The organism is Wenzhouxiangella limi (genome assembly GCF_010499265.1).
In the GTDB taxonomy this organism is placed as follows: domain Bacteria; phylum Pseudomonadota; class Gammaproteobacteria; order Xanthomonadales; family Wenzhouxiangellaceae; genus Wenzhouxiangella; species Wenzhouxiangella limi.
Map to the genome: position 1 here is coordinate 341,425 of NZ_JAAGSC010000041.1, position 24,543 is coordinate 365,967.

Annotated in this window: 20 protein-coding genes; 13 read left to right on the plus strand and 7 right to left on the minus strand. The window is 66.1% G+C overall.

What is annotated here, in order from left to right:
* The first annotated feature begins 5 nt into the window (after positions 1–5).
* Entirely contained in the window at positions 6–1,265 is a 1,260-nt protein-coding gene (gene murA / locus G3I74_RS10270) for a UDP-N-acetylglucosamine 1-carboxyvinyltransferase (RefSeq protein ID WP_164211488.1), read from the plus strand.
* Positions 1,266–1,287: 22 nt separating this feature from the next.
* On the opposite strand, the gene G3I74_RS10275 is transcribed toward murA, so the two are convergent.
* Complete coding sequence (locus G3I74_RS10275) at positions 1,288–2,574, minus strand: M48 family metalloprotease (protein WP_164211489.1); 1,287 nt, start codon at positions 2,572–2,574, stop codon at positions 1,288–1,290.
* Between the two features lie 53 nt (positions 2,575–2,627).
* The gene (locus tag G3I74_RS10280; RefSeq protein ID WP_164211490.1) at positions 2,628–3,383 is read right to left on the minus strand and encodes a M90 family metallopeptidase; all 756 of its coding nucleotides are present in this window, start codon (positions 3,381–3,383) and stop codon (positions 2,628–2,630) included.
* Between the two features lie 28 nt (positions 3,384–3,411).
* On the opposite strand from G3I74_RS10280, the gene dapE reads away from it, so the two are divergent.
* From dapE to G3I74_RS10310, 7 genes are all read left to right on the plus strand, one after another.
* Complete coding sequence (gene dapE, locus G3I74_RS10285; protein WP_164211491.1) at positions 3,412–4,575, plus strand: succinyl-diaminopimelate desuccinylase; 1,164 nt, start codon at positions 3,412–3,414, stop codon at positions 4,573–4,575.
* Between the two features lie 8 nt (positions 4,576–4,583).
* Positions 4,584–4,901, plus strand: a complete 318-nt coding sequence (gene ftsB, locus G3I74_RS10290; protein ID WP_164211492.1) for a cell division protein FtsB — start codon at positions 4,584–4,586, stop codon at positions 4,899–4,901.
* A gap of 5 nt (positions 4,902–4,906) precedes the next feature.
* Positions 4,907–5,770, plus strand: coding sequence for a winged helix-turn-helix domain-containing protein (locus tag G3I74_RS10295; RefSeq protein WP_164211493.1), 864 nt, complete (start codon positions 4,907–4,909; stop codon positions 5,768–5,770).
* A gap of 110 nt (positions 5,771–5,880) precedes the next feature.
* A complete protein-coding gene (locus tag G3I74_RS15950; protein ID WP_239056830.1) occupies positions 5,881–6,306 on the plus strand; it encodes a hypothetical protein in 426 nt (141 codons plus the stop codon).
* A gap of 25 nt (positions 6,307–6,331) precedes the next feature.
* Positions 6,332–7,387, plus strand: a complete 1,056-nt coding sequence (gene truD, locus G3I74_RS10300; protein ID WP_338063094.1) for a tRNA pseudouridine(13) synthase TruD — start codon at positions 6,332–6,334, stop codon at positions 7,385–7,387.
* Positions 7,335–7,733 (plus strand): FHA domain-containing protein, encoded by a 399-nt coding sequence (locus G3I74_RS10305; protein ID WP_164211495.1) that lies wholly within the window; start codon positions 7,335–7,337, stop codon positions 7,731–7,733. Before truD ends, G3I74_RS10305 begins: the two co-directional genes overlap by 53 nt.
* Positions 7,734–7,789: 56 nt before the next feature.
* A complete protein-coding gene (locus G3I74_RS10310) occupies positions 7,790–8,950 on the plus strand; it encodes a cystathionine gamma-synthase (RefSeq protein ID WP_164211496.1) in 1,161 nt (386 codons plus the stop codon).
* Between the two features lie 24 nt (positions 8,951–8,974).
* Here the strand turns inward: G3I74_RS10310 and G3I74_RS10315 are convergent, their stop codons facing one another.
* Positions 8,975–10,291, minus strand: a complete 1,317-nt coding sequence (locus G3I74_RS10315; protein WP_164211497.1) for a GntP family permease — start codon at positions 10,289–10,291, stop codon at positions 8,975–8,977.
* Between the two features lie 158 nt (positions 10,292–10,449).
* Here G3I74_RS10315 and G3I74_RS10320 point away from each other — a divergent pair, with 158 nt between their 5' ends.
* The 5 genes from G3I74_RS10320 (at position 10,450) to G3I74_RS10340 (ending at position 19,907) form a co-directional block, all read left to right on the plus strand.
* A complete protein-coding gene (locus tag G3I74_RS10320; protein WP_164211498.1) occupies positions 10,450–12,828 on the plus strand; it encodes a TonB-dependent receptor in 2,379 nt (792 codons plus the stop codon).
* 99 nt (positions 12,829–12,927) lie between these two features.
* The gene (locus tag G3I74_RS10325; RefSeq protein WP_203594667.1) at positions 12,928–16,266 is read left to right on the plus strand and encodes a PAS-domain containing protein; all 3,339 of its coding nucleotides are present in this window, start codon (positions 12,928–12,930) and stop codon (positions 16,264–16,266) included.
* 49 nt (positions 16,267–16,315) lie between these two features.
* Positions 16,316–17,332, plus strand: a complete 1,017-nt coding sequence (locus tag G3I74_RS10330) for a 3-oxoacyl-ACP synthase III (protein WP_164211499.1) — start codon at positions 16,316–16,318, stop codon at positions 17,330–17,332.
* Positions 17,333–17,406: 74 nt separating this feature from the next.
* Positions 17,407–18,285: an alpha/beta fold hydrolase gene (locus G3I74_RS10335; RefSeq protein WP_164211500.1), complete on the plus strand. Its 879-nt coding sequence runs from the start codon at positions 17,407–17,409 to the stop codon at positions 18,283–18,285.
* A gap of 17 nt (positions 18,286–18,302) precedes the next feature.
* Positions 18,303–19,907 (plus strand): fatty acid CoA ligase family protein, encoded by a 1,605-nt coding sequence (locus G3I74_RS10340; RefSeq protein WP_338063095.1) that lies wholly within the window; start codon positions 18,303–18,305, stop codon positions 19,905–19,907.
* Positions 19,908–19,994: 87 nt separating this feature from the next.
* Here the strand turns inward: G3I74_RS10340 and G3I74_RS10345 are convergent, their stop codons facing one another.
* Genes G3I74_RS10345 through G3I74_RS10360 form a run of 4 tightly spaced genes read right to left on the minus strand, consistent with a single transcriptional unit; the run spans position 19,995 to position 24,434 of the window.
* Complete coding sequence (locus G3I74_RS10345) at positions 19,995–21,413, minus strand: c-type cytochrome biogenesis protein CcmI/CycH (RefSeq protein WP_164211502.1); 1,419 nt, start codon at positions 21,411–21,413, stop codon at positions 19,995–19,997.
* On the minus strand, positions 21,410–21,931 hold the full coding sequence (locus G3I74_RS10350) for a cytochrome c-type biogenesis protein CcmH (protein ID WP_203594668.1): 522 nt from the start codon (positions 21,929–21,931) through the stop codon (positions 21,410–21,412). Before G3I74_RS10350 ends, G3I74_RS10345 begins: the two co-directional genes overlap by 4 nt.
* Positions 21,928–22,467, minus strand: a complete 540-nt coding sequence (locus G3I74_RS10355; RefSeq protein ID WP_164211503.1) for a DsbE family thiol:disulfide interchange protein — start codon at positions 22,465–22,467, stop codon at positions 21,928–21,930. The genes G3I74_RS10350 and G3I74_RS10355 overlap by 4 nt, the downstream gene beginning before the upstream one ends.
* Positions 22,464–24,434 (minus strand): heme lyase CcmF/NrfE family subunit, encoded by a 1,971-nt coding sequence (locus tag G3I74_RS10360; protein WP_164211504.1) that lies wholly within the window; start codon positions 24,432–24,434, stop codon positions 22,464–22,466. Before G3I74_RS10360 ends, G3I74_RS10355 begins: the two co-directional genes overlap by 4 nt.
* Between the last annotated feature and the right edge of the window lie 109 nt (positions 24,435–24,543).

Here is a 24,543-nt window from a genome sequence, read left to right on the forward strand (position 1 = left end):
AGTCGGTGGCGCGTATTCAGGTTACGGGCGGTCGGCCCTTGCACGGTACGGTCGAGATTTCGGGCGCCAAGAACGCCGCGCTGCCCATCCTGATGGCGGCGCTGCTGACGCCCGATCCCTGCCGGCTTGGCGGGGTCCCGCATCTGAAAGATGTGACGACCACGATCGAGCTGCTCGGTCAGATGGGCGTGGACATCGGACTGGGCGAACGCTCGGACGTAGAACTCCACGCTGCTGAGCTGCAGACGGACCTGGCACCGTATGACCTGGTCCGAACCATGCGTGCATCCATTCTCGTGCTCGGGCCGCTGCTGGCGCGCAACGGCTCGGCCCGGGTCTCGCTGCCCGGCGGCTGTGCGATCGGCGCTCGGCCGGTTGACCTGCACCTGAAAGGGCTGGCCGCGATGGGCGCCGACATCAGCGTCGAAGGCGGCTATATCCAGGCCCGGGCCGAGCGCCTGAAGGGCGCACGCGTGGTGTTCGATACGGTCACGGTGACCGGCACCGAGAACCTGCTGATGGCCGCCACCCTGGCAGAAGGCACCAGCGTCATCGAAAATGCCGCCCAGGAGCCCGAAGTGGTTGACCTGGCCGAATGCCTGATCAGCATGGGCGCCGAGATCAGCGGTCACGGCAGCAACAAGATCACGGTCCAGGGTCGTTCAAGCCTGGCCGGTTACGACTACCAGGTGCTGCCCGATCGCATCGAGGCCGGCACTTTTCTGGTGGCGGCGGCGATGACCGGCGGGTGCGTGCGCGCGGCCCGGGTTCGCCCCGGGATCATGGATGCGGTGGTCCAGAAGCTGGAGGAGTGCGGGGCCGAAATCGCTTTGGGCGAGGACCACGTCGAGCTGGATATGGGCGGCCGGCGGCCGCGCGCGGTCAACATCACGACCGCCCCGTATCCGGGATTTCCCACCGATATGCAGGCCCAGTTCACCGCGCTCAACGCCGTTGCCGAAGGCACCGGGGTGGTGCGCGAGACGGTGTTTGAAAATCGTTTCATGCACGTCCACGAGCTGCAGCGGCTCGGTGCGGACATGCAGGTCGAGGGCAATATGGTCGTGACCCGCGGCGTGCCCCGCCTGACCGGTGCGCCGGTCATGGCCACCGACTTGCGCGCCTCGGCCTGCCTGGTGCTGGCCGGATTGGTGGCCGAGGGCGACACCCTCATCGACCGCGTTTACCACATCGATCGCGGCTACGAGAACATCGAGGAAAAGTTCGGCCAGTTGGGCGCCGCCATCCGTCGTCTACCGGCCTGATGGCGCGCCGCCAGCGCCTGCGCTAACGCCCGGCGCCCATCTCGGTCAAAGCCCGGCGCGCTCTTTGCCCGGCGTCGTCTTCGGAGCGGGCAGCGATGCGGTAGTTTTCGATGGCAAGCTCTCGGTTGCCGAGCGCGCGCTCGGCGTTGCCCAGAAAAAGGTGCCCCTGGGCGGTGGGCAGGCGCTCGATGCTGGCCTGAAGGTCGGATCTGGCGCGGGCGTAATCGCCCAGCTGTTCGCGCACCATGCCGCGGCGCAGGTGGTGGTAGAACCAGCCCTGATCCTGCGCCAGCGCCTGGCTGTAGGCCTGCTCGGCTTCTTCGTTCCGGTCCATCGAGGCCAGGGCGTCGCCTTTGAGCGAGTGGAACAGCGCCTCGCCGTCCTCCATCGCGAGCGCTTTCTCGGCCTGCTGCAGGGCGGTCTGGAAATCCCCGTCTGCGAGTGATTCTCGGCCTTCATCATGCGCCTCGTAGGCCGGCTGCAGGGCCTCGAGGCGCGCGATCATGTCGCGGTAGCGTTCGGCGCCGATCTCGCCCTCGCGGCCCAGCTCGTCGGCCAGGCGGCTGTTGTTTTCCACCCGCTCCGGCGACGGCGGATGGGAGGCGAACAAGCCCTCGACAAAGCCGGGGTTGCGGCCTTCTGACAGGCGCACGAAAGAGCGCTGCAGGGAGACTGCGCCCTCCGGGTTGTAGCCGGCGGCGTCCATCCAGCGGGTGCCCCAGAGGTCGGCCTCGCGCTCGGCCTCGCGCGAGTAGCGCTGGCCGATCAGCTGGGCCCCCAGCATGCCGCCGAGCACGGCGACGGTGGCGTAGTCCTCGCGCTCGGTCGCCACGCCCACCGCCACCCCGCCGAGCAGCACCGCGCCCTGGGTGAGCGCTGTACGGGACTGCTGCTGGGCGCTGTGGCGCACGGCCGCGTGGGCGACCTCGTGGCCCAGCACGGCGGCCAGTTCGGCTTCGGATTCCATCTCGGTCAGCAGACCGCGGTTGAGCGAGACCTTGCCGCCGGGCAGCGCCCAGGCGTTGGGCACCGAGCTGTTGATCACGGCGAATTCGTAGGGCAGATCGCGCGGCGCGTGGACTGCGACGCGCTGGCCGACCTGCTGGACGTAGGCGACCAGTTCCGGGTCGAGCACGAAATCGCCGCCCTGCTGCTGGCGCAGCGGCGCGTAGTACTCCTCGCCGGTCGCAACTTCCCAACCCTGGTCGTAGAAGTTGAGCTCTCTTTCCCCCGTCACCGGGTTGACCGCGCAGCCGGCGACGACCATCAGCAACAGGGCGGCAAACAGCAGCCTATCAGTTGGTCTCATCGCAGATCTCCTGTGCGCCATTCGGGAACCGTATTTCAGTATACGGCCCGGGCTCAAGGCGAGTAGCCGTAAAGCGCTACAAGCTGGCGATGGATGTCCGGATGGTGGGCACTGAGCCATCGCGGTGCATCGAAAAAGCACTCGCTGGCCACGGCGAAGAACTCGGCCGGGGATTCGGCCGCATAAGGGTCCAGCCCGGTCTCCTCGCCGCGCTCGAGTTCGGCCAGCAGGCGGTCGTAGGCGGCGCTGAATACCCGGGTCCAGGTGGCTGGCTGCATGCCGTCCGGCAATGGCGGAAAACCATTGGCCTCGCCGTTGCGGTGGTCGATCTGGTGGGCCAGCTCGTGGACGACCACGTTGAAGCCGTCGCCCTGGCCGGAGGCGTGGACATCGCTCATGGCCAGGATCACCGGGCCGCGGCTCCAGGCTTCGCCGACGCGCAGATCCTGGCCGGAGTGGACCAGTCCATCGTCGTCGGTTTCATCGAGTTCGGTCACGAAAGCCTCCGGATAGAGGACGAAGGTATGAAAGTCCTGGTACCAGTCCAGGCCGCGGCGGAGAACGGGCAAGGCCGCGAGCAGGGCGACGCTGAGGCGGTCCTCGCGGCTGGGTTCATAGCCGCTGCCGCCCAGGAAGGTCTTTTGTTGCATGATCTGGGCGGCGCGCTCCTGCAGACGATCAAGCTGTTGCTCGCTTAAAACCTGCAGCGCGGGGAAGTTGTCCAGTGCGGCGTTGAAGGTCCGGCTGTCGCAGCGCGACTCGGCCGGCGCGCGCTTCGGCCGAAAAAAATCCAGTACTCGATTCAGCATTTCCGATCCAGCGCGTACACTTTGCGTCATGACCGGCAAAGCTTACAACGTCAACCCCTCTTCGGACGTCCTGGCCCTGGCCAAGGCGCTGATCGAGCGACCGTCGCTGACACCCGATGATGGCGGCTGCATGGATCTGATCGAACCGCGTCTGGTGGCGGCGGGCATGGCGATGGAGTCTCTGGATTTCGGTGACGTGCGCAATTTGCTCGCCGTGCACGGCGCCGGCCCGCCGCACGTCATGCTGCTCGGCCATACCGACGTGGTGCCGCCGGGGCCCCTTGAGGAATGGACCAGCCCGCCGTTCGAGCCCAGCGTTCGCGATGGCATGCTCTACGGCCGGGGGGCGGCCGACATGAAAGGATCGGTCGCTGCGCTGGTCGTGGCGGTGCAGCGGTTTCTGGCTGAGCGGGCCGATCATGCGGGCACGCTGTCGCTGCTGCTGACTTCGGATGAAGAGGGGCCAGCCGAGCACGGGGTTCGCGCCGTGGTGCCGGTGCTGAAAAAGCGACGACTCTTGCCCGATGCCTGCCTGGTGGGCGAACCTTCCAGCCGCGAGCGCTTGGGTGACGTGATGCGCATCGGCCGTCGCGGCAGCATCCAGGCCCGCTTGATCATTCGCGGCGTGCAGGGCCACACCGCCTATGCCCATCCGGCCGACAATCCGGTTCACCGCGCCGGCCCATTGCTCGCCGAGCTTGGCCAACTGTGCTACGAAGACGGCGATGACGATTTCCCACCGACCAAACTGCAGATCTCCAATTTGCGCGCCGGGACCGGCGCGGAGAACGTCACTCCCGGCCAGCTCGAAATCCGCTTCAATATCCGCAACAACCCGCACAGCCCGGCTGATGTGCTCAAAGACCGCGTCGAGGCCATCATCGAGGCCCATGACCCGGGCCCGTGGTGCCTGGACTGGCGCGTCTCCGGGGAGCCGTTCGGCCCGGCCCGGGGCGCGCTGCCGATGGCGGTTGTCGAGGCCTGTCGCGAGGTGCTGGGGCACTCGCCCGAGGCCGATACCGGCGGCGGCACGTCCGATGGGCGTTTCCTGGGCCCGGCGGGCGTGAGTGTGGTTGAACTGGGGCCGGTCAATCGCACCATTCACCAGGTCGACGAGTGCGTGTCGGTCGCCGACCTGAAGCGCTTGCCGGCTGTTTACCAGGCGGTTATGAACCGTTTGCTGGCCGACTGACCGCCTCGATGCGCATCCTGATCCTGGTGCTGATCGTGCTGCTGGCCGCAGTTCAGCTGCGTTTCTGGCAGGAGTTGTCGCAGGTGCAGGAACTCCAGGCCCAGCTTGAACAGCAGCAAGAAAACAACGCGCGACTGCAGGCGCGAAACGATGCCCTGGCAGCCGAAGTCGACGACCTGCGCCGGGGCCAGGCCGCGATTGAGGAACGCGCCCGATCCGAGCTCGGTCTGATCCGGTCCGGCGAAGAGTTCTTTCTCGTCGTTGATCCGGAAACGGTAGAAGAGGTGCCGCGCCAGACGCGCGAAAATACCGATTCCGACGGCTGAGGGCGGTGACGGTCTATCGCTTTGGTCCCTTCTTGTTCGAGCCGCTAGAGGGTCGGCTTGAACATCGCTTCTCGAGCCGCAGGACCACCCTGCGTCCGCAGGTGGCCCGGCTGCTGCGGGCGCTGGTCGAACGACCGCAAGAGGTGGTCGACCGGGAGAGCTTGTGCCGCGCGATCTGGGACGAGGGGGCCGTGGTCGATTTCGAGGCGGGCCTGGCCGCCGCCCTGCGCGAGCTGCGCTCGGAGATCAAGGCGCTGGACGCGTCTCAACAATGGATCGAGACCGTGCCGCGCCGCGGCGTTCGCCTGGCCGGCGCGGTTGAGGTGGTTGACGCTGGCGGTTCGGGGTCGCCGCGGCGAGTACGGCGCTTCATCGCTGCGACTGTGGTGATTCTGGTGCTGGTTGCGGCGACGGCGATGCTGGCCTGGCAGCAGATGCGGCTTGAGCGGCCGCCAGAGAGCGCATCGGTCACCCTGGCCGTGCTCCCTTTCAGCCAGTTTGGTGAGCCGCCCGCGGGCCGTCCCCGGCTGGATCTGCTGCTCGCCGACCGGCTGCTGGTGGAGCTGTGGAAACGCCGTCCAGAGGGCCTGACCCTGATCGGGCGCGCCTCGCTGGCGCCGTACGCCGAGCGCGACAACATCGCTGTCCTGGTGGCGCGCGATCTGGGCGTCGACCGGCTGATCGAGGGCAGCGTCGTGTTCGAGTCCGATGCCGTGGACGTTTCGGCGCGGCTGCTGGCCATGCCCGACGGGCAGATTCTGTGGTCCGACAGCCGCCGCTACCGGAGCGAGGAGATGGCGCCCCCCGGCGACATCGCTGCCGCGCTGGTCGACTCGCTGGTCCGCGCCTGGCCCCCGCCGCAGCCGTGAAGGGCTCGATTTCAGGCCGATTTCAGGGAAATTTCCGGTCCCTGCCATGGCGCCGACCCGGTCGCGGGAACAGACTGACCGCTCTTGTCGTCAACAAAGGAGTGACTTTCATGAATGCTGCCAGGACGATGTTCGCGATGCTGCTCGCGCTGTTTGTGGCGCTGTCTGCGCCGGCGGGCGCCGCCGGATTGCCCACCACCAACCCAGGACCCGATGCCGCCAAGATCAGCGGCGTGCAGGGCCAGACCCTGCAGGATCGGTTCGGGGTGCGCTTCGTCGGGATCGACGGACGCAATATCTCGCCCCTCAAAGTGATGTGGCTGGAGCCGGGTCGCTACGAGCTGACGGTGCTGGTCGATGCGGCCTATTTCCGGCCGCCGGTGGCCGGCATTCGCGGCAGCCGTCAGCAAAGCGGTGCCAACACCATCGAGGTCGAGGTCGAGGCCGGCAAGACCTACGAGATTCGCGGCTTTCTCAACCGCGAAGAGCCGGTCGAAAACGCGCTTTCGGTCATTCTCTGGAAGGTCGAGGAATGATGCTGCTGTTGAACGTGGCGCTCGGGTGAGCGAGGGTTTCGCCTGGGGCGGGCCGGCCGGGCGCGGCCTGATACGCGCTTGTCCGGATGATTTCGAGGTCGAGGAAGTGCTCGGCCACGAGCCCAGCGGCGAGGGCGAGCACCTGTGGCTGTGGATCGAAAAACGCGAGCACAATACCGTCGATGTGGCCGGCATGCTCGCCCGCGCCGCCGGGCTTCATCCGCGCCAGGTCAGCTTTGCCGGCCTCAAGGACCGCAACGCCGTGACCCGGCAGTATTTCTCGCTGCACCTGGCCGGCCGCGACGACCCCGACTGGCACGCGGCGGATCTGCCGGGGGTGCGGGTGCTGTCCGGTCAGCGTTCGGCGCGCAAGATCCAGCGCGGGCGCCTGCACGGCAACCGCTTCACCCTGGTGGTGCGAGGGCTCGAAGGTGATCGCGATGAGATCGAGCAGCGTCTGCTGTGCCTGCGCGATCACGGCGCGCCCAACGGCTTTGGTGAGCAGCGCTTCGGCGGCAACAACATCGCCCGCGCCCGCGCCCTGTTTGCCGGCCAGCTGCGGCGCAAGCCGTCCAAGCACAAGCGCGGGTTCTACCTTTCGGCGGCGCGCAGCCTGCTGTTTAACCAGGTGCTGCGCCAGCGCATCGATAACGGCAGCTGGAACCGCATCCTCGAAGGCGAGGTCGCCATGCTCGACGGCAGCCGCTCGTTTTTTCTGCCAGATCCCGCCGATCCGGCCATCCGCGAACGCTGCGAGCGGCTCGACGTGCATCCCACCGGCCCGCTGGCCGGCGCCGGCGACAGTCCGCTGTCCGGCGAGGTGGCCGAACTCGAGCAGGCCGTGTTCGCAGCCGAGCCCGATCTGGTGCTCGGGCTGCAGCGCTTCGGGCTGCGCCACGAGCGCCGGCCACTGCGCATGCGCATCGGGGCGCTTGAATGGAGCGAGCCGGAACCCAACACTTTAAAGCTTGCCTTTACCCTGGGCCAGGGCAGCTACGCTACTTCGGTCCTCAGAGAGCTGATCGACTATGACCTTTCGACTGAAAGCCGCCTCGGGTCCGCGCACGGGCGAGGCCTTTGATCTGGACGATGACACGCTGATCGGCAGCGGTCCGAGCAGTCAGATTCGCCTGGACGGCATCGCCGACGAGCACGCCCGGATCCGCTTTGACGGCGACCGGCTGACCCTGGAAGCCGGCGCCGAGACCCACGTCAACGGCGATCCGGTGTCCACCCGGGCGCTGAAATCGGGCGACGAGATTCGCTTGGGCCCCAACCGCTTCGTCCTGCAGGCCCCGGGCCTCAGACCCCCCAGCGTGCTGACCGAAACCGAACGCAGCGGCCTCGGGCCGTGGGCCTGGGTGGCGATTGGCGCGGCCGCCGCCGGCGGACTGGCGGCCGCGGCGTTCGTTTTGATCGGGATTTAAGGTTTCCGGTAACCCGAACCCGTAAACTCCCCTATTCCTCCAGCTCATTGCCCGCCATGACCGACCGCAAGCAAAATCTCGCCACCCGCGCCATCCACGCCGGGCAATCGCCCGATCCTTCGACCGGGGCGATCATGACGCCGATCTACACCACCTCGACCTACGTCCAGGCCAGCCCGGGTGATCACCAGGGCTACGAGTACTCGCGCACCCATAACCCCACGCGCAAGGCCTGGGAGGCCTGTATCGCCGATCTCGAAGACGGTGTGGCCGGCTTCGCCTTCGCCTCGGGCATGGCCGCGGTCGATACCCTGATGCACCTGCTCGAGCCCGGCGACCAGGTGCTGACGGTCGACGATCTTTACGGCGGCACCTGGCGCCTGTTCGAGCGGGTGCGGCGACGGTCTTCGGGGCTGGACTTCGATTTCATCGACATGACCGATCTGGATCGGGTCCGAAACGCGATCATGCCCAAGACCCGGATGATCTGGGTCGAGACCCCGACCAACCCGATGCTCACCGTGATCGATATCGCGGCGCTGGCCGAGATCGCGCGCGCGGCCGGCGCCTGGCTGGTGGTCGACAATACCTTCGCCACGCCCATGCTGCAGCAGCCGCTCAACCTGGGCGCCGACATCGTCTTGCACTCGGTGACCAAGTACTTGAACGGCCATTCCGACATGGTCGGCGGCGCGGTCGTGGTGCGCGATACCGATCTGGCCGAGCAGATCGGCTTTCTGCAGAACTCGGCCGGCGGCATCCAGGGGCCTTTTGATGCGTTTCTGGTCATGCGCGGGGTCAAGACCCTGGCCTTGCGCATGCAGGCCCACTGCGAAAACGCCGGCCGCATCGCCGAGTGGCTGACCCAGCGCCCGGAGGTAAAAAAGGTGATCTATCCCGGCCTGTCCGATCATCCCCAGCACGCGCTCGCCGCTGGCCAGATGAACGGCTTCGGCGGCATGGTCAGCTTCGATATCGGCGGTGACCTGGGCCGCGCACGCCGCTTCCTGGAAAACACCCGCCTGTTCGCCCTGGCCGAATCCTTGGGGGGCGTTGAATCCCTGGTCAATCACCCGGCCATCATGACCCACGGCTCGATCCCGAAAGACCGGCGCGAGGCGCTCGGCATCACCGATACCCTGATCCGGTTGTCGGTGGGCATCGAGGACGTCGACGATCTGATCGCTGACCTGACCGAGGCGCTGGCCAGCGTTTGAGGGACTGGTTTCTCAACGCGGCCCTTAAAACCCGATCGCGAACAGCCCCAGGCAAAGAATCAGCCCGAGCAAGGGGATGATCACGGTCAGCGCGCCCATGGGGGCGTAGGCGGCGGCGTGGGTTTCCTTGCAGATGGCGCGGATGGTGGTGACCACGTAGCCGTTGTGGGGCAGCGAGTCCAGCGCCCCGGACGAGATCGCGACCACCCGGTGCAGCTGGTCGGGATCAACGCCCTGGTCAATGTAGTGCGGGCCGAGGATGGGCAGGGCGATGGCCTGACCGCCCGAGGCCGAGCCGGTCATCGCGGCGATCGCCGAGACCGCCACGGCCGCCGAGACCAGCCCGGAGCCGGGCAGGCCGGTGACCCAGACCACCGCTGCATCGAAGGCGGGCGAGACCTTGGCGACGGTGCCGAAACCAACGACGGCGGCGGTGTTGCCGATGGCGATCAAGGCGCCGGTGCCGCCCTCTGCCAGGGCCTCGCCAGGACGATGGAGATGGCGCAGGTTGATCAGCGCCGCGCCGATGCAGCCGGCCAGCAGGGCCACGATCAGGGCCGAGGTGCCGAGCGCGTCGTGGGTGGTGAAAGAAATCCCCAGCACCAGCAGCAGCGGGATCATGGCCAGGGCCGGATGCGGCAGCTGGTTGCGCCCGGATTGCGGGTCGTCTGAGCGGGCCTCAAAGACTTCTCCGCGCTCAACCGCGCGCCTAAGCATCCAGCGCAGCCAGACATAGCCTGCCGAGGCCATGAAGATCGCCACCACCAGGCTGGCCTGCCAGGCCGCCAGCGGGCTGGTGCCCAGAAACTCGATCGGAATCCAGTTCTGGATTTCCGGTGATCCGGCCGAGGTCATGGTAAAGGTGACCGATCCGAAAGCGAGCGTGGCCGGGATGAAGCGCCGCGGTAGGTTGGCGCCGCGAAACAGCGCCAGGGCCATGGGGTAGACCGAAAACGCGACCACGAACAGGCTGACGCCGCCGTAGGTCAGGACCGCGCAGGCCAGGACCACCGCCAGCGCCGCCTGGCTGGTACCCAGGCGCGTGATGATCCAGCGCGAAACGCTGTCGGCGCCGCCGGAGGACTCCATCAGTTTGCCGAACAGCGAGCCGAGCAGAAACACGAAAAACCACGAGGCGATGAAGCCGGTAAATCCGTCCATGTACTGGGTGATCAGGTTGACGCCATCTTCGCCGGCCAGCGGTGGCAACAGCGGTATGCCGGCGGTCAGGGCAACGATCAGCGCGCACAGCGGTGTCGCGACGAACAGGCTCATGCCGCGCATGGTCAGCACGATAAGCAGGGCCAGGCCGCCGAGCAGGCCAAGCAGGCTAAGGGTCATGGCGATTTCCGGGCCAGGTTTGCACGATCGTCATGGTCGCCCCCTCGACCGGGCCGCGGAACTGTACCAAGGTACAAGTTACAGTTCCTGCCGCCTGCACCAAGCTGTCGACCCTGAGGAGAAGCCCCCACAACGATACAACCCAAGGGAAACGACTGATGAAGACTGCTTATCGATCTGCCCTGAGCCTGGCCATCGCGCTGGCGCTGACCAGCACACTGAGTGCACAGACGACCGAAGTCGACGACGAGAACCGCGAGGAGAGCGTTGAGACGGCCGAAATGGATACCATCCGGGTCACTGCCCGGCGCCGCGAAGAAAGTGAATTGGATGTGCCGATATCGATCACCGCGCTAAGCGGGGAAGCGCTGAACGACGTCGGGGCCCAGGACATCACCTATCTGCAGCAGGCGGTTCCGAACACCACGCTGGAGGTCTCGCGCGGCACCAGCAACACCCTGACTGCCTTCATTCGCGGCGTCGGTCAGCAGGATCCGGTGGCCGGTTTCGAGGCTGGCGTGGGGATCTATATCGACGATGTCTACCTGAACCGTCCCCAGGGCGCGGTGCTTGAGATCTACGACGTCGAGCGTATCGAAGTCCTGCGTGGCCCGCAGGGCACGCTTTATGGACGCAACACCATCGGTGGTGCGGTCAAGTACGTCACCCGCCGGCTTGGTCGTGAACCGGCCGCCAGCGTTCGTGCCAGCGTGGGTAGTTTCTCGCAGCTGGATCTGGTGGTCTCCGGCGAGACCCCGCTTAGCGATACCGTGGCCGTCGGTGGCGCCATCGCGAGCTTCAACCGCGACGGCTTCGGCACCAACCTGACCACCGGCAAGGACAATTACAACAAGGATATCGTGGCCGGACGCGCCAGCCTCGAGTGGACGCCTACGGACAACGCCTTCATCCGGCTGGCCGGCGACTATTTTGACGACAACTCCAATCCTGTTGGCGGCCATCGGCTGATTCCCGGCCTGTTCTCCGGCGCGCCGGTGCTCGACGACGTGCACGACTCGCGCGGCGGCATGGAAGGGCGTAACTTCACCGAGGCCTGGGGTATCAGCCTGCTGGCCGAAGTCGACCTCACTCCGGGGCTTCAGTTCAAGAGCATCACAGCCTACCGAGACAACGAGAATATCCAGCAGATCGATTTTGACGCGCTGCCGCCGGTCGATCTCGACGTCGCCACGATTTACGAAAGCGATCAGCTCAGCCAGGAATTCCAGCTCAACTTCACCGGCGACCGTTACGCGGGCATTGTCGGCGCTTACTATCTCAAGGCCAACTCCTTCGGGCCGTTCGATGTGCGCCTGTTTCAGACCGGCGATCTGATCGGGGCGCCCGGGCTGAATGCGTTCACCCTGGGGGATGTGGATACCGATACCTGGTCGGTGTTTGCCGACGTGAGCTTTGACCTGGCCGCCTACCTCGGGCTTGAGACCGGCCTGGAACTGTCGATCGGCGGACGCTATACCAGCGACGAGCGGTCCTCGCGCGTGCTGCGCCAGACCATGCTGGGCGCGTCTTCTTTCTTCGGCGGTGATCCCGTCATCCTGGCCACCACCTCGGACTTCGACGGCTCGGACACCTTCGAAGAGTTCACGCCGCGCATCAGCCTGGCATGGAAGCCAACGGTGGACCAGAATCTGTACGCGTCCTTCAGCCAGGGCTTCAAGGGTGGCGGCTTCGACCCGCGCGGGCTGACCTCCCTGGCCCCTGATCTCGACGGAGACGGTGAGGTCACCGAGTCCGATGTGTTCCAGTTCATGCGCTTCGGTCCGGAAACCGTCGACACCTACGAAGTGGGCCTGAAATCGCGCTGGGCCGACGGTCGGATCAACACCAGCCTGGCTTTGTTTCACAGCGATTACACCGACATCCAGGTGCCCGGCTCGATCGGAGCTGATACTAATGGAGACGGTGTGTCCGATACCTTTGCCGGGGTCACGACCAATGCTGGCGCGGCGACCGTCAAGGGCGTCGAGTTTGAAATGGACGCCGTCCTGGGCCGCGATCTTGCTGCCGCGGGTGATGCTTTCATGCTCAATACGGCGGTTGGCTATATCGATGCCGGCTACGACGAGTTTGTCACCGCGGTCAGTGATCCAGCGACCGGTTCAACCGCGCTCGAGGACGTCGCCGATCAGCGCGTGATCCAGAACACGCCCGAATGGACGGCACACGCAAGGCTGCGCTATGACCTGCCGGTGAACTGGTTCAGTACCGATGCCACTTTCTCCGCCATCGGCGCCTGGTCGTACCGCAGCAAGACCAATCAGTTCGAGATTCCTTCGTCGTTTCTCGATCAGTCGGCCTACTCGCTCTACGACCTGAGCCTGGTCTGGCGTCGTGCCGACAACCGCTATGAAGTCGCCCTGCACGGACGCAACCTGGCCGACGAGGAGTACAAGGTCTCGGGCTACGTCTTCGCCACACCGGACGGGTCAGCTTCCACGCTGGGCCTGGAAGGGGTGATGAACGCTTTCTACGGCGCGCCGCGCACCGTCACCCTGACCGGACAGATCAATTTCTGACGCCGGCGTCATCGCTCTCCAGCCTTTCCGGGTCCGGGGCTTGAAGCCTCGGGCCCGGTTTTCTTTGTGCAAGGCCAAGGCAATGGCTACCATGCCCCGGTGCTGACTCTATCGACCGCAACCATCGTGCTCGCCGGCCTGGCCTGGCTGGGCCTTCTGTTCGCGGTCGCATTGTATGGTGAGCGCACCCGAGCACTGACACAGCAGGCCTGGCCGGTGATCTACTCGCTATCGCTGGCGGTTTATTGCACGGCCTGGACTTTCTACGGCACGACGACCCAGGCAGCCCGGTCGGGTTGGCTGATGCCGCCGACCTTCATCGGCACGATCGTGTTGTTCGTATTCGCGTTTCCCTTTTTGCTCAAGCTGGTGCGGCTGAGCAAGGCCGAGAACTCGACCAGCATTGCCGATTTCATCGCCAGCCGGTTCGGCAAATCATCGGCGCTGGCGGGTACCGTGACGGCAGTGGCGGTGCTGGGGATGGTGCCTTACATCGCGCTTCAGCTGAAAGCTGTGGCGATGAGTTTTGGCGCTTTGACGCGGGGCACGGTGGCCGAGAGTGAACTGGTGACCTGGCTGGACCTGGCGTTCTACGTGGCCGTGTTCATGGCGGTATTTGCGATGCTGTTCGGAACGCGGCGCGCTTCTTCGACCGAACACAACCAGGGCCTGGTCGTGGCCATGGGTTTCGAGTCGCTGCTCAAGCTCGGGGCCATGCTGGCCCTGGGCGGGTTTGTGGTTTTCGGGCTTTACGATGGCCTGGACGACGTGGCCGCCGGGACGACGCTGCCGCCGTTTGCCAATGCCGACAATTTTTTTACGCTCAGCCTCCTGGGCGCACTGGCGATGTTCACGCTGCCGCACCAGTTCCATATTGGTGTGGTCGAGTGTCGGGACGAAGCCCATCTGCGCGTGGCGCGTTGGCTGTTTCCACTGTTCCTGGTGCTGATCAGCCTGCCGATCGTGCCCCTGGCGCTGGCCGGCAACGCCCTGCTGGCCGCCCAGGGTACGCCGCCTGACCTGTACGTACTGCTTCTGCCGTTGCTGGATGGCCAGAATGGGCTGGCGCTGTTTGCATTCCTGGGCGGGCTGAGTGCCGCGACCGGCATGGTTGTGCTGGCTTCACTGACGCTCTCGATCATGATCGGCAACCACTGGCTGACGCCGGCGCTAGTCAACCGCGGCTGGGCCGAGGTCCGGGAGCGCGGCATTCCGGTGCGGCTTCAGCGAAGGCTGGGGATTGCCGTGGTGCTTTTGCTGGCCTACGTTTACGGTCGCCTGGTCGGGACGGCAGAGCCGCTCGCCGATATCGGCGGCTTGAGTTTCTCGGTTCTGGCGCAGCTGGCCCCGGCGGTGATGCTGGCCGTCTACCGTCCGGGTCTGCCGGCGGCGGCGATTCTGACCGGCGTTCTTGCCGGTGTGCTGGTCTGGGCGTACGTGCTTTTTGTGCCGCTTTTGGCCGGTGCGGCCGCGCCGCCGTGGATCAGCGAGGGACCGCTGGGCCTGAGCCTGCTGGCCCCGGCGCAGCTGTTCGGCCTGGGCGGGTTGGACCCGCTCAGCCGCGCGGTGCTGGTTTCTCTGATGATCAATACGGCAGTGACCCTGCTGCTGGCGCGCTCGCTGCCGGGAACCCGGCAGGGGTCGGATCAGGAACGGCCACTGGAGCCGGCCTTGCTGCGCCAGCTGGCAGCGCGTTTTCTGCCGAGTCGCCGGGTCGAGGTGCTGTTTGCGTCCACGGCCGGGCCTGAGACTCTGGAGTCGCGCCTGGAGCTGGAGCTGGCTGCTGTGGTCGGTTCGGCCTCGGCCAGCCTGCTGCTGGATGCGGCCCGCAAGCGCACGCCGGCGCCGCTGGATACGGTTGCCGAGCTGGTTGGCGAGGCGGCCGCCCAGGCACGGTTCAGCCAGGAAGTGCTGTCTGGCGCCTTGGAGAACATGAGCCAGGGTGTTTGCGTCGTCGATCGACAGATGCGGCTGGTAGCCTGGAATCAGGCTTACCTGGCACTTTTCTCCTATCCCGACGAGCTGATCCGCGTCGGGCGACCGGTTGCCGACTTGCTGCGCTACAACGCCGGCCAGGGCTTGCTCGACGGCAGCGGTGATGTCGAGGCCCGGATCCAGCGCCGCTTGTCGTTCAAGCAACAGGGCTCGCGCCATCGCATCGAGCGGCCGTGGCCGGACGGCCGGATCATCGAAATTCGCGGCAATCCCATGCCCGGCGGCGGCTTTGTGGCCACCTTCAGCGACGTCACCGCCTTCCGCAGGACCGCCGAGGAGCTGCGCCAGGTGAACGAAACCCTGGAGCAGCGGGTGCTGGCCCGGACGGCAGAGCTCGAGCAGGCCAAGGTCGAAGCCGAGCGTGCATCGGAGGCAAAAACCCGTTTCCTCGCTGCCGTGAGCCACGACTTGGTTCAGCCGCTCAACGCCGCGCAATTGCTGACCCATTCGCTCAGGGAGCAGCTCGGCGGTCATTCCGGTCTCGAGCCGCTGGGCCAGATCAGCGGCGCGCTGGCCGCGACCGAGCGGCTGCTGGAGGGCCTGCTCGATATCTCGCGCCTGGACGCCGGCGGGTTGCATCCGCGCATCACCCGTTTTCCACTCGACGAACTGTTTGCCCAGCTCTACGGCGAGTTCTCGGTCCTGGCGCGTCAGCGCGGACTGCGACTGGATTATGTGCCGACCAAGGCGTGGGTCGAGAGCGATCCGCAGCTACTGCGCCGGATTTTGCAGAATTTTCTCTCCAACGCCGTGCGCTACACCCGTAGCGGCCGCATTCTGATTGGCGCGCGCCGCCGCGGATCTCGTGTGCTGGCCGGCGTCTGGGACACCGGTGACGGTATCGCCGAGCATCAGCGAGACGAGATTTTCGAGGAGTTCCGACGCCTGGGCGCTGATCAGCATGCACCGGGACTCGGGCTTGGACTGGCGATTGCCGATCGCATGGCGCGGCTGCTCGATCATGAGCTGATCCTGTCCAGCCAGCCGGGGCGGGGAGCGATGTTCGGCGTGTGCGTAAACACCACGACGCCGGTCACGGCCGCGCCAGGCGTGCGCGATATCGACACTACCCCGGCCACGGCATCGGTGCTGGTGGTCGACAATGATTCATCGATGCTGCAATCGCTGCAGTCGCTGCTGGTCGGCTGGGGTTTCTATGTCAGTACGTCTGCTAGCGCTGAAAAGGCCGAGACGCTTGTCGGCGAAAACGCGTTCGCCCTCCTGCTGCTGGATTATCATCTCGACGGCGGCGATTCGGGCCTGGCCCTGCTGCGGCGCCTGCGCGCCGGCGGCTGCCGCGCCCCGGTGATCCTGATCAGCGCCGATCACACCGCCGATCTGAAAAACGCCGCCGCCGAGGCCGGCTGCGATCTGTTGCACAAACCGCTGCGCCCGCTCGCGCTTAGATCGTTGATCAACCGACTGATCGCCGAGCGCCTATAATGGCGCGATTGATTCGCATATGCCCGACCTCGGGCCTGGAAACCTGCTCATGCTGTATGAAAACGTCGTCATCAAGTCCGTTGCCGCCATCGAGGCGCCGCACACCATCGCCAGCGAGGAGGTCGGCGAGCGTCTGGCGCCAACGCTCAAGCGCCTGGGCGTGCCCGGCAACCCGCTGATCGACCTGGCCGGCATCCACGAGCGACGGCTGTGGGACGTGGGCATGAAGCCCTCCGATGGCGCCACGCTGGCCGCCCGTGAGGCGCTGGCCCGGGCCGATATCGACCCCAAGCAGGTCGGCATTCTCATCAACACCTCGGTGTGCCGCGACTTTCTCGAGCCCTCGACCGCCTGCCTGGTCCACGGCAACCTCGAGCTGTCCGAGACCTGCGAGAGCTTCGATGTCGGCAATGCCTGCCTGGCGTTCGTCAACGGCATGAACATCGCCAGCCAGATGCTCGAGCGCGGCGAGATCGACTACGCCCTGATCGTCAACGGCGAAAACAGTCGCGAGATCAACGAACACACCATCGAACGCCTGCGCCAGCCCGACGTCACCGAAAAGCAGTTCCGGGCCGAGTTCGCCAGCCTGACCCTGGGCTCGGGTTCGGCCGCCATGGTGATGACGCGCGCCGATCTGCATCCCGAAGGCCACCACTACCGCGGTGGCGTGGCGCGCGCTGCCACCCAGTTCAACATGCTCTGCCGCGGCTGGAACCACCAGATGTGGACCGACACCAAGACCCTGCTGATCGAGGGCATGAAGCTGGCCACCGTGACCTTCACCGCGGCCCGCACCGTGCTTGGCTGGGTGGTCCAGGAGCTCGACCACGTGGTTATCCACCAGGTCTCCAAGGCCCACACCGAGTCCGTCATTCGGGCGTTTGGCGCCAAGCCCGAAACCGTCCACCGCATCTTCCCGCGCCTGGGCAACATCGGCCCGGCCTCCATCCCGACGGTGCTGGCCAACATCGTCGACAACGGCAGCGTCAAGCGCGGCGACCGCATCGCGCTGATGGGCATCGGATCGGGCCTGAACTGCGCGATGTCGGAAGTGGTTTGGTGATTGGAACGGGTTACGGGTTACGGCTTACGGGTTACGGCATCAACCGGCTTTTCCGTAAACCGTAAACCGCAAACATGTTCTCTTCCCCCCTGTACCCCTTCGAGCCGAATTTCTTCGAGCTCAATTCGGGTCTGAAGCTGCATTACCTCGACGAAGGCCCGCTGGAAGCGCAGCCGGTGGTCATGGTGCACGGCAACCCGACCTGGTCGTTTTACTACCGCAAGCTGATTCAGGGTCTTTCGGGCGAGCATCGCTGCCTGGCGCCGGACCACATCGGCATGGGCTTGTCGGACCGGCCGGACGACGAGGGGTACAACTACACGCTGCAAAGCCGGGTCGATGATTTCGGGCAGTGGCTGGACGAGGTCGAGCCCGAACGTGAGATCGACCTGGTGGTCCACGACTGGGGTGGAGCGATCGGGCTGAGCTGGGCCGTGCGCAACCCCGAGCGGGTGCGGCGGGTGCTGATCCTCAATACCTGGGCTTTCAATATTCCCAAAGACAAGGCCTTGCCCGGTTCGCTGAAATTCGCCCGCACCGGCCTGGGCGCCTGGCTGATCAACCGCTTCAACGCCTTTGCCGGTCTGGCGACCCGCATGGCCACGGCGAAAAAGCTCGATCGCGACGTCGCCCAGGGCCTGGTTGGGCCTTACCAGGGATCGCCCGAGCAGCGCCTGGCCACGCTGCGCTTCGTCCAGGACATTCCGCTGTCGGAGGCCGACCCGGCCTGGTCGGTGCTGGCCGAGACCGAATCGCGGCTTTCGGTGCTGGCCGCAAAAGAAGTCCAGATCGCCTGGGGCGCGAAGGATTTCGTGTTCAACGACGAGGTGCTCGCGCTGTGGCGCGAAAAACTGCCCGATGCTCCGGTCGAGTACTTCGAAGACGCCGGACACTATGTGCTCGAAGACGCCGCCGATCGCATCGTGCCGTTGGCAAAGCGCTTTTTCGGCTAGGCCGAAGCGGGTTGCCAGTGAATATCGCCCAGGCGCTGACCCGGCAAGCCACCACCCAGCCCGACGGGCTTGCCTTGATCGTTCCGCAAAAGCGCACCCGCCAAGGCTGGAAGGACCGGCGCTACTCTTACCGCCAGCTCGACGAGCTGTCGACCCGGCTGGCCGCCGGCCTGGCCGCCGAAGGCGTGTTCCCGGGCACGCGCGTAGCCTTCATGGTGCCGCCGTCGCCGGCGTTCTTTGCGCTGTTTTTTGCCCTGTTCAAAGCCGGCGCGGTACCGGTGTTGATCGATCCGGGCATCGGCATCAAGCCGCTCAAGACCTGCCTGGACGAAGCGCGCCCGGAGGTCTTTCTCGGCGTCAGCAAGGCGCACCTCGCGCGCCTGGTGCTGGGCTGGGGTCGCGGCCACGTAAAGCGCCTGATCACGGTTGGGCCGCGCCTGCTGTGGGGCGGGGCGCGCTACAAGGACCTGGCGGGCAGCTCGACGGCCGTATTCCAGGCACCGGAAGTCCAGCCCGACGATCCGGCCGCGATCCTGTTCACCTCCGGCTCGACCGGCATCCCGAAGGGCGTGGTCTACCGCCAGCGCCATTTCGCCGCCCAGGTCGACCTGGTCCGCGACAGCTACGGCATCCGCCCCGGCGAGGTGGATCTGCCGACCTTCCCGCCGTTTGCGCTGTTCGATCCGGCGCTGGGCATGACCACGGTCATTCCGCCGATGGATTTCACGCGTCCGGCCAAAGTCGATCCGGCCATGCTGGTCAGCCTGATCAAGGAATACTCGGTGACCAATCTGTTCGGTTCGCCGGCGCTGATGAATACGCTGACCCGCCATCTCGACGCGCACAACATCCGCCTGCCGGGCCTCAAGCGGGTTCTGTCGGCCGGCGCGCCGGTCCACCCCAGGGTCATCGAGCGCATTCACCGTGCGCTGGGTGAGCATGCCGATATCCACACGCCCTACGGGGCCACCGAGTGTCTGCCGGTCGCGACCATCGCCGGGCGCGAGCTCAGCGGCAGTTTGTCGGCCGGCAACCGCGCCGGCAAGGGCATCTGCGTGGGGCGGGCGCTGGCGGCCAACGAGGTGCGCGTGATCGCGATCAGCGACCGCGCCATCGACCTGGCCGAGCAGGCGGTCGATGTCGGCCCCGGCCAGGTTGGCGAGATTTGCGTGTACGGCCCGACCGTAACCGACACCTACTGGGAGCGCGAGCGCCAGACCCGCGAGGCCAAGATGACCGACGCCCAGGGCCGCGTCTGGCACCGCATGGGCGACCTGGGCTGGCAGGACGAGCAGGGCCGGCTGTGGTTTTGCGGGCGCAAGTCCGAACGCGTGCAGACCGCTGAGGGCGAGTTGTATACCGAGTGCGTGGAGGGGCCGGTCAACGCCGTGGCGGGCGTCTACCGGAGCGCGCTGGTCGGACTGGGGGAGCCGGATGCCCAGATTGCGGCGATCGTCGTCGAGCCCGAGCCCGACGCCGATCGGGAGCGGATTCGTCTCGAGCTGCGCGACGTTCTGAGCCGTTTCGGCATCGAGCGGATCGAGTTCAGCAACGACTTTCCGGTCGACATTCGCCACAACGCCAAGATCCGCCGACGCGAGCTGGCCGCGCGGCTGGCTTGATCACGCTGCCGGCAGATTAAAGCCGACCGCTTTGCGGGACGGCGAATCGCGTGCGCAGCAGGCCGTCGGCGTCGGCCGCGCGTTGTATTAAAGCCGCTCGGAGATGTTGAGGCGCGCGCCCGGGGCTTCGAGGATCGAGATCGCGCCGGTCTGGCCCTGGAGATCCCCGGGCCGGGCCTGGACATCGCCGCTCATTGAGACGCGGGCGGTGATGACGATTTCCGGGAACGCCGAGAGATTCATGCCGTCGACCATGGCGTCGCTGTCGCTCAGGCCGATTCGCGTCGGCAGATCGGCGACGGTCATGCGTCGTACGGCCAGCGGGGTTGGCGGGCCGTCGGCGGCTCGGGCGACCACGAACACCGTTTCACTGCCGCTCAGGCCTTCAGACAGTTCCGGCGTGATCGCCAGTTCCACGCCGAAGCTGGGCTCGGCCGAGCGCTCGGCCGGGGCGGGCTCCTGAGCCTCGGGCCGATTGTCCGCCGTCGCCTCGTCGCCAGACGCCGTCGGCGGGTGTCCGGGTGGCAGGGGGCTGGCGGGATCGACGGGTCCGGGCCGATTCTCGGGCTCTTCGGTGGTCGGATGACCGGGCGGCATGGACGTGACCCCAGGCGGCAGCGGCCCGGCCATGCGCCGCTGCTCGCGGGGCTGGTCGGTGGTCGGGTGGCCGGGCGGCATGGTGTCCTGGCCGGGCTGCAGCGGCGGCGCCTGGCGCGGCGGCGGCAGTTCGCCCGGGTCCTGGCCAAGCTCGGCCCGGGCCTGGGCGATCTGGCCTGCGACCGAGTTGTAGACCGATGAGTTTGGATCGAGCAGCGGAATCAGGCGTTCCCACCAGACAATGGCGCGCTCGAAATTGCCGCTCTGGAAGGCGCCGATGCCCATCAGCCACATGGCTTTCTGGTTTTCCGGCTCGTTGGTCAGCGCCTGGGTCAGCAGCCGCCTCGACTCGGCGGGCAGCCCGTTCCGCTCGCCCATGAACATCAGCGTTTCGGCCAGCTCCACCTGGACAAAGGCATTGTCGTTGTCGATGTAGAGCGCGCGCCGCAGGGCGTGCTGTGCCGACGTGAATTCCTCGATGTTCTTGTACGCCAGGCCCAGCTCGGCCCAGCCTTCGGCGTTGTCGGGGTTGCGCTCGAGGCTGTGGGCCAGTTCGATCAGGTCGCTGCGCAGTTCGGTGACCGGGTCGTCGGCTTCGGTCAGGCCTTCCGGTGTGCCGACCAACTGGTAAAGCAGAAAGGTGGCGACGGGGACCGCGACTGCAAGCCCGGCCAGGATGCTCGTGGGCACGGGGCTTGCGCCCCCGACGGCATTAAGCTCCTGACGCAGTTTCCGGCGCCGCTGGGCGTAGTCGTTGGGATCGAGTTCATCGATCAGGTCATCAAGCGCGTCCAGCCGGCGCTGGACGGCAGCGCGTTCGGGGTTGCGGCCCAGCAGCGGGCGGAGCACGAAATAGCCGGCGAATACGACCGCCAGGGCGGCAATCAGAACAAAACTCAGGGAAGTCACAATGCTTGACGTCTCTTTTTGATCACGAACAAGGCGCCGATCAGGCCACCGATGAGGAGCAGCAGGGGGCCGCCCCACAGCAAGATAGTATGGCTGGCCAGCGGCGGCCGGTACAGCACGAAATCACCGTAGCGATCAACCATGAAATTGCGGATTTCAAAATCCGAGCGCCCTTCCTGCAGCATGGAAAAGACTTCCATGCGGATATCGCGGGCCAGCGGCGCGGTGGACTCCGACAGCGACTCGTTCTGGCAGACGGTGCAGCGCAGTTCCCCGGTCAGCGCCTTGAATCGCTGCCGCTCCAGATCGCTGCGAAACGGCAGCGGTTCGATCGGGCTGACCATGCTGCCCATCTGGCCCCGCTGCATGGGCGATGCGGCCGAGTCCGGCTGCTGCTGGCCGGGGGATTGGGTTCCCGGCGCAGGATCGCTTTGCGCCCATACCGGGATGATGAGAGCAAACGCCAGCACCAGGGACGCGCCCGTGGCCCGGGCAAATTGTGGCAATCGATGGCTCACGTTCCTGCCTCCACTCGCATTTGTTCGATTCGCTCAATCAGGTCGGCGTAGATTTCCTCGTCGACCGGACCGATGTGCTTGTGCCGGATAATGCCCCGGTGGTCGATCAGGAAGGTTTCGGGGGCGCCGTAGACGCCAAGGTCGATTGCGGCCCGCCCTTCCACGTCGACCATATGAACCGTCCAGGCATCACCGAACTGGTCCAGCCATTCCAGCGCATCTTCACGCTCGTCGCGCCAGTTGAAGCCGACCAGCGGCACGCCGGCCTCGCGGCCCAGGCGCTCGATATAGGGGTGCTCGACCCGGCAGGAAAAACACCAGCTGCCCCAGACGTTGAGAATGAACGGCTGGCCGCGGAAGTCGACCGTCGAACGGGAGACTCCCGGGTCGTGCAGGCCGGGCAGGCTGAAGGTCGGCACCTCGCGGCCGACCAGCGGCGAGGACACCTGGCGGCGCTGTTCGGCCGTCGGCAGGCTGATCAGGAGAAGCACGACGAGGCCGACGAAAACGCCCAGCGGCACGAGCATCTTGATCATGCAGGCGCTTCTCCGGTGTTCTTGGCCGCCTCACGGGCCTCGGCGCGATAGCGTTTCCAGTAGCGTCGATCCGAGGCCGCGATCAGACCGCCGAGGGCCAGCAGCACCGCGCCGCCCCAGATCCAGCGGATATAGGGCTTGATGTGGACCCGGATGCTCCAGGCACCGGTGCCGTCGCGCATCGGTTCGCCCAGGGCAATATACAGGTCGTGGAACAGACCGGGTCGAAGTGCAACCTCGGTCATGACCTGCTGGCCGCGGTGGTGCAGTCGCTTCTGCGGCCGCATCTGGGCCACCTCTCGATCACCGCGGTAGACCGTGAAGCGGCCCTCTTCAGCGATCCAGTTCGGGCCCTTGACCTGCGCGACTTCGTGCAGGTGGAAGGTGTAGCCGGCCACTTCCAGGCGATCGCCGGGCTCGAAGCGCATGTCGCGTTCGTAGGTCATGGATTCAACCATGCCGACCCCGATCACAAAAACACCGACGCCGGCGTGAGCCATGATCATCCCGACCTGGCCGCGCGGCAGCGAGAAGCGCCTGACCTGATCCTTCTGGCGCATCAGGTAGCTCAGCGAGCCGAGGATCAGCCACAGTCCGCCAATCCAGCCGGTGATGGCGCGCAGATTGAACGCACCCAGGGCCGCGGCGATGATCAGGCCACCGACGACGGCGACCGCCATGGAGATCAGCAGGGGTGCGACGACGCGCTTGAGGTTGTCCTGGCCCCAGCGGCTGAGCGGGCCCAGCGGGATAAGCATCACCACCGGTGTCATCAGCAGCACGAACATGGCGCCGAAGTAGGGCGGTCCGACCGAGATCTGGCCCCAGCCCATGAAGTCGATCACCAGCGGGTAGAGCGTACCGATCAGGACCATACCGGCCGAAACGGTGAAGAACACGTTGTTGAGCAGCAGCGCGGTCTCCCGGCTTACAAAGTCAAAGCCCTTGCCGACCATGATGCGCGGCGCGCGGAAGGCGTACAGGGTCAGGGCCGAGCCGGTGACGATGGCCATGAAGGCCAGGATGAAAATACCGCGCTCGGGGTCGGTGGCAAATGCGTGGACCGAGGTGAGGACGCCGGAGCGAACCAGGAAAGTCCCCAGCAGCGAGGTCGAAAACGCGGCAATCGCCAGCAGCACGGTCCAGGCCGGGAAGGCGCCGCGTTTTTCGGTGACCGCCTGCGAATGGATCAGCGCGGTGCCGAGAAGCCACGGCACGAACGAGGCGTTTTCGACCGGATCCCAGAACCACCAGCCGCCCCAGCCCAGCTCGTAGTAGGCCCACCACGAGCCCAGCGTGATGCCACCGGTCAGGAACGCCCAGGCCATCAGCGTCCAGGGTCGCGACCAGCGCACCCAGTCCCGCTCGACCCGCCCGCCCAGCAGGCCGGCGATAGCGAAGCCGAAAGCCACCGAAAAGCCGACGTAGCCCATATACAGCAGCGGCGGGTGGAAGATCATGCCCGCATCCTGAAGCAGCGGGTTGAGGTCCTGTCCGTCCGGCGGTCCGGGCAGAATGCGATCAAAGGGGTTGGAGGTCAGCAGGGTGAACAGCAAAAAGCCGATCGAGATCGCGCCCATGACCGCCAGCACGCGGGTCAGGAACGGCTTGGGCAGACTGCTGCGCGACAGCAGCGAAACGGCCAGCATCCAGCCGGCCAGCATCAGGACCCACAGCAGCAGCGAACCCTCGTGGCTGCCCCAGGTCGCGGCAAAGCGGTAAAACCAGGGCAGCAGCAGGTTGGAGTTGATGGCGACGTTGACCACCGTGAAGTCATGGGTCAGAAACAGCGTGGCCAGGGAAGCGAAAGCGGCCAGGGTGAATACGAAGTGCCCGGTGACCAGCGATGGCGCAAGGTTCATCAGCGCCTCGTTGTTTCGGTAGGCCCCATACAGCGGCACGGTGGCCAGCAGGGTGGCCAGAACCAGGGCGAGAATCAGCGAAATCTGTCCAAACTCAGCGATCATGCGCGGGCACCTCGTTGCAGTTTCAGGGCGCGACAATCCGTCGACCCAAAAGTAAAGCCGTATCTCAAATACCGATTATGGCACGCCGCGAATCGCGCGGCGATTTAAA

Excerpts from the sequence above, each read along its gene's own strand:
- G3I74_RS10275 (WP_164211489.1), bottom strand. The coding sequence starts at position 2,574 with ATGAGACCAACTGATAGGCTGCTGTTTGCCGCCCTGTTGCTGATGGTC.
- G3I74_RS10280 (WP_164211490.1), bottom strand. The coding sequence starts at position 3,383 with ATGCTGAATCGAGTACTGGATTTTTTTCGGCCGAAGCGCGCGCCGGCC.
- dapE (WP_164211491.1), top strand. The coding sequence starts at position 3,412 with ATGACCGGCAAAGCTTACAACGTCAACCCCTCTTCGGACGTCCTGGCC.
- ftsB (WP_164211492.1), top strand. The coding sequence starts at position 4,584 with ATGCGCATCCTGATCCTGGTGCTGATCGTGCTGCTGGCCGCAGTTCAG.
- G3I74_RS15950 (WP_239056830.1), top strand. The coding sequence starts at position 5,881 with ATGAATGCTGCCAGGACGATGTTCGCGATGCTGCTCGCGCTGTTTGTG.
- G3I74_RS10305 (WP_164211495.1), top strand. The coding sequence starts at position 7,335 with ATGACCTTTCGACTGAAAGCCGCCTCGGGTCCGCGCACGGGCGAGGCC.
- G3I74_RS10310 (WP_164211496.1), top strand. The coding sequence starts at position 7,790 with ATGACCGACCGCAAGCAAAATCTCGCCACCCGCGCCATCCACGCCGGG.
- G3I74_RS10315 (WP_164211497.1), bottom strand. The coding sequence starts at position 10,291 with ATGACCCTTAGCCTGCTTGGCCTGCTCGGCGGCCTGGCCCTGCTTATC.
- G3I74_RS10320 (WP_164211498.1), top strand. The coding sequence starts at position 10,450 with ATGAAGACTGCTTATCGATCTGCCCTGAGCCTGGCCATCGCGCTGGCG.
- G3I74_RS10330 (WP_164211499.1), top strand. The coding sequence starts at position 16,316 with ATGCTGTATGAAAACGTCGTCATCAAGTCCGTTGCCGCCATCGAGGCG.
- G3I74_RS10335 (WP_164211500.1), top strand. The coding sequence starts at position 17,407 with ATGTTCTCTTCCCCCCTGTACCCCTTCGAGCCGAATTTCTTCGAGCTC.
- G3I74_RS10355 (WP_164211503.1), bottom strand. The coding sequence starts at position 22,467 with ATGATCAAGATGCTCGTGCCGCTGGGCGTTTTCGTCGGCCTCGTCGTG.
- G3I74_RS10360 (WP_164211504.1), bottom strand. The coding sequence starts at position 24,434 with ATGATCGCTGAGTTTGGACAGATTTCGCTGATTCTCGCCCTGGTTCTG.